The following is a 12,647-nucleotide window of genomic DNA, read 5'->3' on the forward strand; positions in this document are numbered from 1 at the left end:
CTTGATCCGCGCGCCGAAACTGGCAACATAACCAGCCATGCCACTTCGCTTTACCCTCAGACAGCTGGAATATTTCGTTGCCGTCGGCGAAGCGGGATCGATCGCCAAGGCTGCCGAGCAGGTGAATGTCTCGCCGCCGTCCATTTCGGCTTCCATCGCTCAGCTCGAGACGGAGTTCGGCGTCCAGCTTTTCGTGCGCAAGCATTCGCACGGCCTGTCGCTGACGGCCGGCGGTCGCGTGTTCCTGAAAGAGGCGGCGCGGCTGCTTGCTGACGCGGATGCCTTGCACGACGTCGCCGGCGATATCGCCGAAAAGGTGAGGGGTCCGCTGGCGATCGGCTGCCTGCTGACCTTTGCCCAGATCATCTTCCCGACGCTGCGCCGCCGGTTCGAGGACAGCTATCCCGATGTCCGCGTCCGCCAGTTCGAGCGCAACCAGGGCCAGTTGCTGGAATTGCTGCAGCGTGGCGACATCGATGTGGCGCTGACCTACGATCTCGACCTTTCACAGGACATGGCCTTCGAGCCGCTGATGCAACTGCCGGCCTATGTGATGTTGCCGGCGGGACATGCGTTGGCCACCAGAACCTCGATAGCGCCGGAAGAACTGGTCGATCAGCCGATGGTTCTGCTCGATCTGCCGTTCAGCCGCGAATACTTCCTGTCCGCCTTCCAGCAGAAAGGGCTTCGACCCTATATCGCCGAGCGCACCGGCGACATCGCGGTGATGCGTTCGATGGTGGCCAATGGTTTTGGCTATGGCATTGCCAATATGCGACCGCTCAACACGCTTTCGCCCGACGGCAAGCCGCTGGTGTTCGTGCCCCTGGCTGGAGACCTGCGCCCGCTCACCATGGGCATAGCCATGCCCAATGCGGAGCACCGCACACAAACGGTGCAGGCTTTTATCCAGCATTGCCGCCGCTTCGTGGTCGAGCAGGGCGTGTTCGGCACCGAGCGTGTCGTCGGGTAGATCGGCTATCGAGTTACTGGCGACGCCTCGTCGGCGAGCCGCTCCAGCAATTTTTCCAACATCTCGTCGCAACGGCGCATCTGTTCGACCGTGACGAATTCGTCGGGCTTGTGGCCCTGCGCCATCGAGCCCGGTCCGCACACCACCGTCGGCGTGCCGACATCGCGGCTGAACAGGCCGCCTTCGGTGCCGAATGCCACCTTGATCGTGCCATTGGCGCCGGTCAGCGATTTCACGAAAGCCACCGCTTGCGAATTCACCGGCGTGTCGAGGCCGGGATAAGTGTTGGTGATTTCGATATCGATGGCGGCTTCAGGTGCAATTTCTGCGGCGGTGGAAACGATGCGTGCGGCCTCGCCGCGCAGGCGTTCCAGTATGGTGTCGGGATCGTCTGCCGCAATGTTGCGGATCTCGAAATCGACCTGGCAAAGGTTCGGCACGATGTTCAGGGCCACCCCGCCATTGATCCTGCCGGCGTGGATGGTGGTGTAGGGAATGTCGTAGTCGCCATCGCGCGCACCGTCGCGGGCCAGCCGCTCCTGTTCGCTGCGCAGCACATTGACGAAATCGCAGGCGAGGTGGATGGCGTTGAGCGCGAGCGGCGCGAGTGCGGAATGGCCTTCGCGGCCCTTGCAGATGGCGCGCGCGGCGACCTTGCCCTTATGGCCGGTGGCGACCTGCATGGAGGTCGGCTCACCGACGATGCATAGAAGCGGTTTCTGCGGCGCGGCGGCGAGCATTTCCACCAGGCTGCGAACGCCGAGGCAGCCGATTTCCTCGTCATAGGACAAGGCCAGATGCAGCGGCGTGCGCAGCGGGCGTTCGGCCGCCTTCAGCGCCGCTGCGACGGCGCAGGCGACAAAACCCTTCATGTCGGCCGCGCCGCGCCCCAGCAGCTTGCCGTCCCGGCTCGTCATCGCGAAGGGCGGCACGGTCCAGTCCTGGCCGTCGACCGGCACCACATCGGTATGGCCGGACAGCATGATGCCGGGCCGGTCGGCCGGGCCGATCGTGGCGAAAAGATTGACCTTGTGGCCGTCGTGGCTGGGAATGAGGTGGCACTGGATGCCCTTTGCTTCCAGCAGCTCAGCCACGTAGTTGATCAGAGCCAAATTGGAATCGCGGCTCACTGTTGGGAAAGCGATCAGTCTTTCGAGGATATGGATGCTGTCCATACTGCAGCTTGCCTGGTGATTTGAGCCGGTTCTAGGGCAATTCCGCTTTTCTCTGAATCGCGGAATTGCTCCATCTCTTTGTTTTTACGAAATTCCGGACGCAAAACCGCTGCGCAGCTTTGCTAGAATTGCCTAGCCTGCGATCTGATAGCGCGATGGCTCTGAAGGCTGAGCAGCAACGGTTACGAACCGATCGACCGTCACCACGAAGAAGGTCTTACGGAGGTGGTCCTTGACGTCCCAGGTCACGACCTCGCCTTGATGGCAAAACCAGCTATCTCCGGGACCGTATGTCACGCTGTTCCCGGCTTCATCGCTGATTGTCACCTCGCCATCGAGCACAGTGGCATGCTCATGAAAAGGATAGATTACTTTGAAACGGCCTTTCGTAACTTCATAGATGCCACTGAGGACCTGTCCGCCGTTCGACGAATACAGATTCTTGCCGTGCATGACCGGTTTGCCTTCTAAAGTAACAGCCGAAAGATTTTCGGGAGGTCCCCATACATCAAGGCCGATAGCTTCTGCACCAAGCTTAAACGCAATCATATTGATCCCCCCTCAGTCGACGTTGATTGTTCAGAGCATCCTATGATCTGGGCTTCCTGCGCATGAAGTCATATTTGGTTTCGTCCTGCATCGGTTGATCCTAACCGGCGACGACACGGCGATTAGGCCACTCCTAAGCGGTGCAGAAGAAAACTATAGTTTTCCGGTGCTTGGCGACCCTTATGACTAGGGCCGTGCTGCCTGGGTTGCGTGACGATCCGATTGGCAGTCGCGTCGGCGGCAGGGCCGGCGAGGAGAGGAAGTTTCATGCGCGATCCCCGCTACGACATTCTGTTCGAGCCGATGAAGATCGGGCCGGTGACGGCGAAGAACCGGTTCTATCAGGTGCCGCATTGCAACGGCGGCGGCTATCGCGACCCTTCTGCAGCGGCCGAGATGCGGCGCACCAAGTCGGAAGGCGGCTGGGGTGTCATCTTCACCGAGCAGACCGAGATGCACCACACCTCGGAAATCACGCCGTTCATCGAACTGCGGCTGTGGGAAGACCAGGATATTCCGGCACTCGCCAAGATGGCGGCGGCGATGCGCTCGCATGGCGCGCTGGCTGGCATCCAGCTCGCTTACTCCGGCATCAACGGACCGAACCTCTATACCCGTGAAGTGCCGCGCGGGCCGACGGCCTTGCCGATCCGCACCTTCACCAACGACCCGGTGCAGGCGCGCGCCATGGACAAGCAGGATATCAGAGACCTGCGCCGCTGGCACCGCAACGCCTTCAAGCGCGCCAAGCAGGCCGGCTTCGACCTGGTTTGCCTTTATGGCGCGCATGGCTTCGGCATCATCCAGCACTTTTTGTCCACTGCTACCAACCAGCGCACCGACGAATATGGCGGCTCGCTGGAGAACCGTTCACGCCTGATGCGTGAACTGATCGAGGAGGGTCGCGACGCCATCGGCGACACCTGCGGGCTGACGCTGCGCATCTCGCTGGACGAGATGATCGGCGAACTGGGCTTCGCCAATTCCGAAGTGCGCGACATGATCGAGATGCACGCCGATCTGCCGGACCTGTGGGATCTCGCCCATGGTGCCTGGGAGGATTGTTCCGGCCCGTCGCGCTTCAAGGAAGAGGCAGCACAGGAAAGCCTTGTCGCCGGCATCAGGAAGCTGACGTCGAAACCGGTCGTGGGCGTCGGGCGCTTCACCTCTCCGGACGTGATGGTGAAGATGATCAAGTCGGGCACGCTCGACTTCATCGGCTGCGCGCGGCCGTCGATTGCCGATCCCTACCTGCCGAAGAAGGTGGAGGAAGGCCGCATCGAGGACATTCGCGAATGCATCGGCTGCAACATCTGCATCACCGGCGACATGACCATGTCGATCTCGCGCTGCACGCAGAACCCGACCTTCATGGAGGAATGGCGCAAGGGCTGGCATCCGGAACGCATGCAGGCCAAGGGGGCGAGCGAAAGCGTGCTCATCGTCGGTGCCGGCCCCGCCGGCCTGGAAGCGGCGCGTGCGCTTGGTATGCGCGGCTATCAGGTGGCGCTGGCCGAAGCCGGAACCGAACTCGGCGGGCGTGTCGCACGCGAATGCCGCCTGCCGGGTCTTTCGGCATGGGGACGGGTGCGCGATTATCGCCAGTATCAGATCGGACAGATGCAGAATGTCGAGGTCTATTTCGACAGCCGGCTCTCCGCCGACGACATCCTTGGCTTTGGCTTCCAGAACATCGCCATCGCCACCGGTTCGACATGGCGGCGCGACGGCGTCGCCCGCGCCCATGTCGTGCCGATGCCGATGGACCCGGCCATGCCCGTCTACACGCCGGATGATCTGATGGATGGTAAGGTGCCCACCGGCAATGTCGTGCTGTTCGATGACGACCATTATTACATGGGCGGCGTGCTGGCCGAACTCATGGCACGGCAAGGCGCGAAGGTCACGCTGGTGACTGCTTCAGCCTATGTGTCGGACTGGACCCGCAACACGCTGGAGCAGGGCGCCATCCATCGCCGGCTGGCCGAACTCGGCGTTGAGATCGTGCTGAACCGCGCCGTCACGCGCATCAAGGCCGGCGGTGTCGCCACGGCCTGCGCCTATACCGGCGCGGAGCGCGACATCGCGGCCGACGCGGTGGTGCTGGTAACCTCGCGGCTGCAAAACGACGGGCTCTGGAGCGAGCTCAAGGACCGTCGGGCGGAGTGGGCCGACAACGGCATTCGCTCGATCAAGGTGATCGGCGATGCCGAAGCGCCCGGACCGATTGCCTGGGCGACCTATGCCGGCCACCGTTTCGCCCGCGAACTGGACGAGCCGGATATCGGCGACGCCTTGCCGTTCCGCCGCGAAGTGACGGCGCTTGCCGCAGAATAGTCGCCAGGCCGATAGCCGTTGTGTTCGACGGGCTAGCGTCCCGTCGAACGGCACGGCCTGGTGCTCGCCGGGGTCGATCGCCTCGGGTTCCTTCGGCTAGGATGCGGCGTTGTCCGCCTCGAAATAGGAGGAAAACCGCTGCGCGAGCTCGCCGAGGTCGAGCATGACGCGCCGCAGGTGGATCTGCATGATCTCCTGGGCGGCGGTCGGGTCGCCTGCCGTCACGGCCTCCAGGACTTTTTGGTGATCGTCCACCAACTGGTCGAGCTGCCCCGCCTGGAGCGACAGGCGGCGAACGCGGTCCATGTGCTTCTTCGCGTCGGAAATGAACCCCCAGACGCCGTCGCGGCCGGCCAGGTTGCAATAAAGCGCGTGCATGCGCTCGTCGCATTCGAAGAACAGGTCGGGATTGTCTTCCGCGACAGCCAATTCCTGTTCCTCGATGGTCTGGCGGATGCCAAGCAGGATGCGGCGGTTCGACTGCCTGGCTGCTTCGGCGACGATCGCCAGCTCCAGATGTTCGCGAACGAACTGCGCCGTCCGGACCGCATCCATGCGGATCGGTGCGACCACGACGCCCGCGCGGGATCGCAGATCGACCAGACCTTCCGCGCTCAGCCGCGACAGGGCCTCGCGCACCGGTGTGCGGCTGACGCCGAGCAGATCGGCCAGCGCATGCTCGCCCACCGGCTCGTTCGGCTTCAGTTCGAGCCTGATGATCTTCTGCGAAAGGCTGCGATAACAATGCTCCGCCGCCGAGATTTTCGTGTCACGCGCCATGAAGCATAAGCTCTTTGTTTTCTTGCATGCAATCCTTCAATCGGCACACGATAGCCTGAAAAATATACATTTTCCATACGCTCATGGAGCGATGCTTGACCGCTCGTTATATCTTGCATACAAGAATGCAAATGGTCTGGGAGGACACAATGGCGCATCGCGACGGCCCACATCCCGTCACGGTTTTCGTTTCGGGTGCGACCGGCATCGATGATCTGCCGGTCGGCTTCCTGGCGGGCCAGGAGAAGGCATCCGGCAAGGCCGACGAAAGCATGTTCTCGATCGAAGCTTCGGTATCTCCATGAGCGTGGCGGTTTCCTTACTGTTCGATGCCAAGGATGTCGTCGGCGAGAGCATCATCTGGTCTGGTGAGGAAAAGGCGCTCTACTGGGTCGACATTGTCGGCCGGCGCATCCACCGGCTCGAACCGGCGAACGGCCGCCATGATGTCTGGCCAACGCCCGATTTCGTGACTTCCATCGGCATGCGGGCGAATGGCGGTTTCATCGTCGGCCTGCGCCGCAGCGTCTGCCTGTGGCGGCCGGGCGGCGCCTTCGAGGAATTCGCGGTGCCGGAACCTGACTTGCCCGACAACCGGCTCAATGAGGGGCGTGTCGCGCCGGACGGCACCTTCTGGGTGTCGACCATGCAGAGCAATCTCCATCCGGACGGTTCGCCCAAGGAGATGGACCGCAATGCCGGCGCCATCTACCGCATCGACCCGAACAGCGGCGTCTCGCAACTGACGCCGAACGAATACGGCATCACCAACACGATGGGGTGGACGCGGGACGGCCGCTTCTTCTTCGCCGACACGCTGGCGAACGAGATTTATCTCTTCGATTGTGCTGTCGCCACGGGAACGCTGGCCAACCGGCGCACCATCGTCGCCGGTTTCGCGCGCGGTTTTCCGGACGGTTCCTGCCTCGACGCCGAGGACCGGCTGTGGAACTGCCGCGTCGCCGGCGGGGCCGCTGTAGCGGGCTTCGATGTTGAAGGCGATCTTGTCGGTCTCGTCGAATTGCCGGCGAGCTGGCCGACGAGTTGCACCTTTGGCGGGCCCGATCTTTCGACGCTTTATGTCACTTCGGCGCGTTTCACCATGTCGGCCGCCCATCTCGACGCGCATCCATTGGAGGGCGGGCTCTTCGCCGTCGAGGGCGTCGGCCGCGGCGTCGCCGAGTCGAAGTTCGGGGCGCCTGATTGGAAAAAAACACAATGAACGAATTTGCCGGCAAGAGCATCGTCGTGACCGGCGGCAGCCTCGGCATGGGCCTTGCCTGTGCTCGTCGCTTCGCGGCTGGCGGCGGCAAGGTGCTGGTCGTCGCGAACGACAAGGCGTCGGTCGATGATGCGGTCAAGTCGATTGGCGATCATGCGGCGGGCTTCGTCGGCGACGTGCGCTCGAAGGACGACATGGCGGCGGCGGTGGCAATGGCGGTTTCGCACCATGGCGGCGTCGATGTGCTGGCCTGCTGCGCTGGCATCCAGCGCTATGGCACGGTGGTCGATACGCCGGAAGAGGTCTGGGACGACGTGCTCGACATCAACCTCAAGGGCATCTTTCTCGCCGCGAAATTCGCCATTCCAGAAATGAAGAAGCGTGGCGGCGGCGCGATTGTCGCCATCTCCTCCGTGCAGGCCTATGCCTCGCAGGCGGGCGTGGCCGCCTATACGGCGAGCAAGGGCGCCATCAACGCGCTGGTGCGCGCCATGGCGCTCGACCATGCGCCGGACAACATTACCGTGAATTCCGTCTGCCCGGCCTCGATCGACACGCCCATGCTGCACTGGGCGGCGGATATCTGGAAAGGCGACAACACCGCCGAGGCAACGCTGGATGCCTGGGGCAGGGGCCATCCGCTGGGTCGCGTCGGCAAGCCGGCCGAGGTCGCCGATCTGGTCGCCTTCCTTGCCAGCGACAAGGCCCGCTTCATCACCGGCGCCGACATCAAGATCGACGGCGGCGTGCTCGCCAAGCTCGGTATCGTGATTCCCGAGTGATTGGTCCGAGTGATCGGAAAATCCGCTATGAAACCGTTTCTCGATGTCTTCCCGATGATAGCCTTGCCTTGGAGCCTTCCATGAAGCGACCGAAAATCACCGATATCCGCGCGACCACCGTCACCGTTCCGCTGGAGGCGCCGCTGCGCCATTCCAACGGGGCGCATTGGGGGCGTTTCGTGCGCACCATCGTCGAGGTTGAGACCGATGTGGGCATTGTCGGCCTCGGCGAGATGGGCGGCGGTGGGGAGAGCGCGGAGGCAGCTTTCCGGGCGCTGAAACCCTATCTCGTCGGGCACGATCCGTTCGAGCTGGAAAATCTGCGCTTCATGATCTGCAACCCGACCGCCAGCCTCTACAACAACCGCACCCAGATGCATGCGGCGATCGAATTCGCCTGCCTCGACATCATGGGCAAGTTCCTCGGCGTGCCGGTCTACGACCTGCTCGGCGGCAAGATGCGGGAGATGGTGCCCTTCGCCAGCTACATGTTCTTCCGCCTGCCCAACAAGGATACCGGCGAGGGCGAGACGCGCACCGCCGACCAGCTCATCGAGCAGACGCTGGCGCTGAAGAAGAAGTGCGGCTTCACTTCGCATAAGCTGAAGAGTGGCGTCTTCCCGCCGGACTACGAGCTCGAGGTTTACCGCGCCTGGGCGAAGGCGCTTGGCTCCGACAGCGTGCGCTATGATCCCAACGCCGCCTTCACCGTGGAGGAGGCGATCCGCTTCGCCAAGGGCATCGAGGATCTCAACAACGACTATTACGAGGACCCGACCTGGGGCCTGAACGGCATGCGCAGGGTGCGCGAAAACACGACGATGCCACTGGCCACCAACACGGTCGTCATCAATTTCGAGCAGCTTGCCGCCAATGTGCTCAACCCCGCGGTCGACGTCATCCTGCTCGACACGACCTTCTGGGGCGGCATCAGGCCTTGCGTGAAAGCGGCGGGCGTCTGCGAGACCTTCCAGCTCGGCATCGCCGTGCATTCGTCCGGCGAACTCGGCATCCAGCTTGCCACCATGCTGCATCTCGGCGCGGTCGTGCCGAACCTCGTCTTCCATGCGGACGCGCACTACCACCAGCTCGTGGACGACATTATCGTCGGCGGGCCGATGCGCTACGAGAACGGTGCCATCAAGGTGCCGTCGGCACCTGGCCTCGGCGTCGAGATCGATCGCGACAAGCTCGGAAAATACGCGGACCTGTACAAGAGCCTCGGCGGCTATCCCTATGACCGCGACCCGGCGCGTCCCGGCTGGTTCGCCACGGTGCCGAACACCCGATGGGCTGATCCAAACGATAATCGTGTTGTCGACTACTAGACTCATCCCCGCGCGTATACGCATTTGCACATACGCGGAAATTCGACCGCAAATGCAAAACCGGAGTGCCGGACGTGACAGCTGGACATGACACATTCAAGACCGGCATCTTTCTGGGACGCGTCTGGGACCCCGCCAAGGCCGGTCCATGCCTTGTCGTGGTGCGTGACGGCAAGCTGATCGACATCACTTCGAAAACCACGCCGACGATGCGCGATCTGCTCGAACGCGAGGATGCGGCCGACTATGCGGTACGCGCCGACGGCCCGGTGCTGGCAACGCTGGAGGCGCTGCTTTCGCAGACCGCCGAGGGTCAGGATCCGCAGGCCATGCACCTGTTGGCCCCCAACGATCTTCAGGCGGTCAAGGCGTGCGGTGTGACCTTTGCGCGATCGATGATCGAACGCGTCATCGAGGAGCGCGCCGCCGGTAACCCGGACCTTGCCGTCAAGATGAGAGAAAAAGTCGTCGCCATCGTCGGCGACAGCCTGCGCAACCTGAAGGCGGGCTCGCCGCAAGCTGCCAAGGTCAAGGAAGCGCTGATCGAAGTGGGCGTGTGGTCGCAATATCTTGAAGTCGGCATCGGCCCGGACGCCGAGGTGTTCTCGAAGGCGCAGGTGCTGTCCTCGGTTGGCCATGGGGCGGATGTCGGCCTGCATCCGATATCGAAGTGGAACAACCCAGAGCCGGAAATCGTGCTGGTCGTGAGTTCCGCCGGCAAGGTGGTGGGCGCGACGCTCGGCAACGATGTCAATCTGCGCGACGTCGAGGGGCGGTCCGCCCTGCTGCTCGGCAAGGCCAAGGACAACAACGCGTCCTGCTCGATCGGGCCGTTTATCCGCCTGTTCGATGCGACCTATTCCATTGACGATGTGCGCAACGCCGAGCTCCGGCTAAAAGTCGTCGGCGACGACGGTTTCGTGCTCGATGGTCGAAGCTCGATGAAGGAAATCAGCCGCGATCCGCTCGACCTCGTCTCGCAGACGATCGGCCGCCACCATCAATATCCCGACGGGTTGGTGTTGTTCATGGGCACGCTGTTCGCGCCGACCGAGGATCGCGACACGCCGGGACAAGGGTTCACGCACAAGATCGGCGACAGGGTCACCATTTCGAACGACGAGCTTGGCTCGCTGACCAACCGCGTGAAATTGTCGACGGATTGCCCACCCTGGGTGTTCGGCACTTCGCATCTGATGCGGAACCTGGCGGCACGGAAATTACTCTGACGCCTGGTTCCGGTACGCGTGCCATCAACCGGCCGCAGTCGATGCTGCGACCGGATCTGTCTTGTTTCGGCAACGCAGGGAACTGAGCAGATTTCGTTCGCCTGACATAGCGTATGCCGGCTGATGCTAGAAGCCCAGCGTCGTTGCGCCGGTGTGCCTGCCGATTGCCAAGCCGCGGAAGCGGTTGGCGCTGATATCTGCCCCTCCAAAAGAATAGCGGCCGCGTTCGCTCTGCGATGCCCTCGATAGGCGTTGACAAGAGGAAAATGCATATCTATCGATAGGTATAACAAGACCTGTATGATAGGTATGTCATGGAGACGGTTTCAACGATGCAGGCTCCGGCGGATCAAGTTCCGGAAGGCGAGGGGCTGCTCGATCGCGTGATGACGGCCGTGCAGACCCATATTCGCGAGAACGGCCTTCAGGTGGGCGATGAACTGCCAAGCGAAGGCGCCTTTTCCGAGCTGACCGGCACCTCGCGCACCATCGTTCGCGAGGCCTATCGTTCGCTTGCAGCACTGACCCTGATCGACATTGGCAACGGCCGCCGTGCCCGCGTCGCGGCGCCAAGGGCAGACGTGCTGGCGATCATCACCGACCACGCCGTCCATACCAATCAGGCGACCATCCAGCAGATCTTCGATGTCCGGCGCACGGTCGAGCGGCGCACGGTGGCGCTTGCCGCCTTGCGGCGCACGGACAGGGAGGCGGCCGAGATATTGAACCTCGCCGAGGCCATGCAGCGCGATTTTCATGAGCCCGTGAAGGTGATGGAGCACGACATCGCCTTCCACGAGGCCATCGGCCTGGCGTCGAAAAATCCCATGTTCGCGATGATCGTCGGTTCCTTCCATGTCGTGACGCGCCATACCTGGCCGATCGGCTGGGCAAGCCGCGCCAGCAACGAGACGCGGCAGGAAAGCGTCGACACGCATCTGGCGATCGCCCAGGCCATCGCCAATGGCGACCCCGCCAAGGGGGAGGCCGCCATGGTCGAGCATTTCGACCTGACCGTTAAAGCGCTGCTGGCCGCTGGAGTGTACTGATCGATGAAGATCACCGCGTTCGAAACAATCCGGGTCACCGAATTCCCGAACATCCTGTGGGTACGTGTTCATACCGATGAAGGCATCGCAGGCCTGGGCGAGACCTTCTTCATGGCCGAGACGGTCGAGGCCTATATCCACGAAGTTGCGGCACCCAAGCTGCTCGGGCGCGACCCGTTGGAAATCGACAAGATTTCCAAGGACCTCAACGGTTATCTCGGCTTCCGTTCGACGGGCGCGGAAATGCGCGGCAATTCCGCCATCGACATCGCGCTCTGGGATCTTTTCGGCAAGGTGACCAATCTGCCGATTGCTCAACTGCTCGGCGGTTTCTCGCGCCGAGAGATCCGCACCTACAACACCTGCGCCGGCAACACCTACATGCGCCAGGCCAAGGGCCAGCAGACGGCCAATTATGGCCTCGGCGAACGGGGCAGGGACTATGACGACCTGAACGGGTTCCTCGAGCGAGCCGACGAACTGGCCGAAGACCTGTTGGCCAGCGGCATCACGGCGATGAAGATCTGGCCGTTCGACATCGCGGCCGAAAAGAGCGGCGGCCAGTACATTTCCGGGCGGGACCTGCGCAAGGCGCTCGAGCCTTTCGAGAAGATCCGCAAGCGGGTCGGCGACAAGATCGACATCATGGTCGAGTTCCACTCGATGTGGCAGCTGACGCCGGCTATCCAGATCGCGCGGGCGCTCGAGCCATACGCCACCTTCTGGCACGAAGACCCGATCAAGATGGACTCGCTGTCGAGCCTGAAACGCTATGCGGCCGCCAGCCGCGCGCCGCTCTGCGCCTCCGAGACGCTGGCGACACGCTGGGCTTTTCGCGACCTGATGGAAACGGATGCGGCCGGCGTGGTGATGCTCGACCTTTCGTGGTGCGGCGGCATATCGGAGGCCAAGAAGATCGCCACGATGGCGGAGACCTGGCACCTGCCGGTCGCGCCGCATGACTGCACCGGCCCGGTCGTGCTTTCAGCGTCGACGCACCTGTCCCTGAATGCGCCGAATGCGCTCGTTCAGGAAAGCGTGCGTGCCTATTACAAGACCTGGTACGCCGACCTCACCACGCAATTGCCGACCGTCACGGACGGCATGATCACCGTTCCGCCAGGCCCGGGCCACGGCGTCGAGCTTGCCGAGGATCTGGATCGGAAATTCACCGTCTGCCGCCGTTCGTCCAAGGCCAATTGATGGTGAAACGAAGAAACAAT

At 62.6% G+C, this 12,647-nt stretch carries 12 protein-coding genes; 9 read left to right on the forward strand and 3 right to left on the reverse strand.

Annotation, left to right across the window (positions count from 1 at the left end):
• Positions 1-37: 37 nt before the first annotated feature.
• Positions 38-973 carry a LysR family transcriptional regulator gene (locus AB4136_RS24185; protein ID WP_024922123.1) on the forward strand — a complete coding sequence of 312 codons (936 nt, stop codon included), beginning with the start codon at positions 38-40 and terminating at the stop codon, positions 971-973.
• A gap of 5 nt (positions 974-978) precedes the next feature.
• Here the strand turns inward: AB4136_RS24185 and argE are convergent, their stop codons facing one another.
• Together argE and AB4136_RS24195 are read right to left on the reverse strand one after the other, a co-directional pair.
• Positions 979-2,148 carry an acetylornithine deacetylase gene (gene argE / locus AB4136_RS24190; protein WP_024922124.1) on the reverse strand — a complete coding sequence of 390 codons (1,170 nt, stop codon included), beginning with the start codon at positions 2,146-2,148 and terminating at the stop codon, positions 979-981.
• Between the two features lie 132 nt (positions 2,149-2,280).
• Positions 2,281-2,697 carry a cupin domain-containing protein gene (locus AB4136_RS24195; protein ID WP_081766797.1) on the reverse strand — a complete coding sequence of 139 codons (417 nt, stop codon included), beginning with the start codon at positions 2,695-2,697 and terminating at the stop codon, positions 2,281-2,283.
• A gap of 267 nt (positions 2,698-2,964) precedes the next feature.
• On the opposite strand from AB4136_RS24195, the gene AB4136_RS24200 reads away from it, so the two are divergent.
• Positions 2,965-5,034: an oxidoreductase gene (locus AB4136_RS24200; protein ID WP_024922126.1), complete on the forward strand. Its 2,070-nt coding sequence runs from the start codon at positions 2,965-2,967 to the stop codon at positions 5,032-5,034.
• A 96-nt stretch (positions 5,035-5,130) separates the two neighbouring features.
• Here the strand turns inward: AB4136_RS24200 and AB4136_RS24205 are convergent, their stop codons facing one another.
• Positions 5,131-5,814, reverse strand: coding sequence for a GntR family transcriptional regulator (locus tag AB4136_RS24205; protein WP_024922127.1), 684 nt, complete (start codon positions 5,812-5,814; stop codon positions 5,131-5,133).
• Positions 5,815-5,963: 149 nt separating this feature from the next.
• Between AB4136_RS24205 and AB4136_RS24210 the strand changes: the two genes are divergently transcribed.
• From AB4136_RS24210 to AB4136_RS24240, 7 genes are all read left to right on the forward strand, one after another.
• Positions 5,964-6,119 carry a hypothetical protein gene (locus tag AB4136_RS24210; RefSeq protein WP_161773102.1) on the forward strand — a complete coding sequence of 52 codons (156 nt, stop codon included), beginning with the start codon at positions 5,964-5,966 and terminating at the stop codon, positions 6,117-6,119.
• Positions 6,116-7,036 carry an SMP-30/gluconolactonase/LRE family protein gene (locus tag AB4136_RS24215; RefSeq protein ID WP_024922128.1) on the forward strand — a complete coding sequence of 307 codons (921 nt, stop codon included), beginning with the start codon at positions 6,116-6,118 and terminating at the stop codon, positions 7,034-7,036. Before AB4136_RS24210 ends, AB4136_RS24215 begins: the two co-directional genes overlap by 4 nt.
• Complete coding sequence (locus AB4136_RS24220; RefSeq protein WP_024922129.1) at positions 7,033-7,818, forward strand: SDR family NAD(P)-dependent oxidoreductase; 786 nt, start codon at positions 7,033-7,035, stop codon at positions 7,816-7,818. Before AB4136_RS24215 ends, AB4136_RS24220 begins: the two co-directional genes overlap by 4 nt.
• A gap of 80 nt (positions 7,819-7,898) precedes the next feature.
• Complete coding sequence (locus AB4136_RS24225; RefSeq protein ID WP_024922130.1) at positions 7,899-9,146, forward strand: enolase C-terminal domain-like protein; 1,248 nt, start codon at positions 7,899-7,901, stop codon at positions 9,144-9,146.
• A 74-nt stretch (positions 9,147-9,220) separates the two neighbouring features.
• The gene (locus AB4136_RS24230; protein WP_024922131.1) at positions 9,221-10,375 is read left to right on the forward strand and encodes a fumarylacetoacetate hydrolase family protein; all 1,155 of its coding nucleotides are present in this window, start codon (positions 9,221-9,223) and stop codon (positions 10,373-10,375) included.
• 314 nt (positions 10,376-10,689) lie between these two features.
• Positions 10,690-11,424 carry a FadR/GntR family transcriptional regulator gene (locus AB4136_RS24235; RefSeq protein WP_373426362.1) on the forward strand — a complete coding sequence of 245 codons (735 nt, stop codon included), beginning with the start codon at positions 10,690-10,692 and terminating at the stop codon, positions 11,422-11,424.
• Positions 11,425-11,427: 3 nt separating this feature from the next.
• Entirely contained in the window at positions 11,428-12,627 is a 1,200-nt protein-coding gene (locus AB4136_RS24240; protein WP_036255042.1) for a mandelate racemase/muconate lactonizing enzyme family protein, read from the forward strand.
• Positions 12,628-12,647 lie beyond the last annotated feature (20 nt).

The sequence above is a fragment of the Mesorhizobium sp. 2RAF21 genome (assembly GCF_052115345.1).
Classification (GTDB): Bacteria; Pseudomonadota; Alphaproteobacteria; order Rhizobiales; family Rhizobiaceae; genus Mesorhizobium; species Mesorhizobium terrae.

Bases quoted from the DNA above. Each gene is read 5' to 3' on its own strand.
- AB4136_RS24185 (WP_024922123.1), top strand. From the start codon at position 38: ATGCCACTTCGCTTTACCCTCAGACAGCTGGAATATTTCGTTGCCGTC.
- argE (WP_024922124.1), bottom strand. From the start codon at position 2,148: ATGGACAGCATCCATATCCTCGAAAGACTGATCGCTTTCCCAACAGTG.
- AB4136_RS24195 (WP_081766797.1), bottom strand. From the start codon at position 2,697: ATGATTGCGTTTAAGCTTGGTGCAGAAGCTATCGGCCTTGATGTATGG.
- AB4136_RS24200 (WP_024922126.1), top strand. From the start codon at position 2,965: ATGCGCGATCCCCGCTACGACATTCTGTTCGAGCCGATGAAGATCGGG.
- AB4136_RS24205 (WP_024922127.1), bottom strand. From the start codon at position 5,814: ATGGCGCGTGACACGAAAATCTCGGCGGCGGAGCATTGTTATCGCAGC.
- AB4136_RS24210 (WP_161773102.1), top strand. From the start codon at position 5,964: ATGGCGCATCGCGACGGCCCACATCCCGTCACGGTTTTCGTTTCGGGT.
- AB4136_RS24215 (WP_024922128.1), top strand. From the start codon at position 6,116: ATGAGCGTGGCGGTTTCCTTACTGTTCGATGCCAAGGATGTCGTCGGC.
- AB4136_RS24220 (WP_024922129.1), top strand. From the start codon at position 7,033: ATGAACGAATTTGCCGGCAAGAGCATCGTCGTGACCGGCGGCAGCCTC.
- AB4136_RS24225 (WP_024922130.1), top strand. From the start codon at position 7,899: ATGAAGCGACCGAAAATCACCGATATCCGCGCGACCACCGTCACCGTT.
- AB4136_RS24235 (WP_373426362.1), top strand. From the start codon at position 10,690: ATGGAGACGGTTTCAACGATGCAGGCTCCGGCGGATCAAGTTCCGGAA.
- AB4136_RS24240 (WP_036255042.1), top strand. From the start codon at position 11,428: ATGAAGATCACCGCGTTCGAAACAATCCGGGTCACCGAATTCCCGAAC.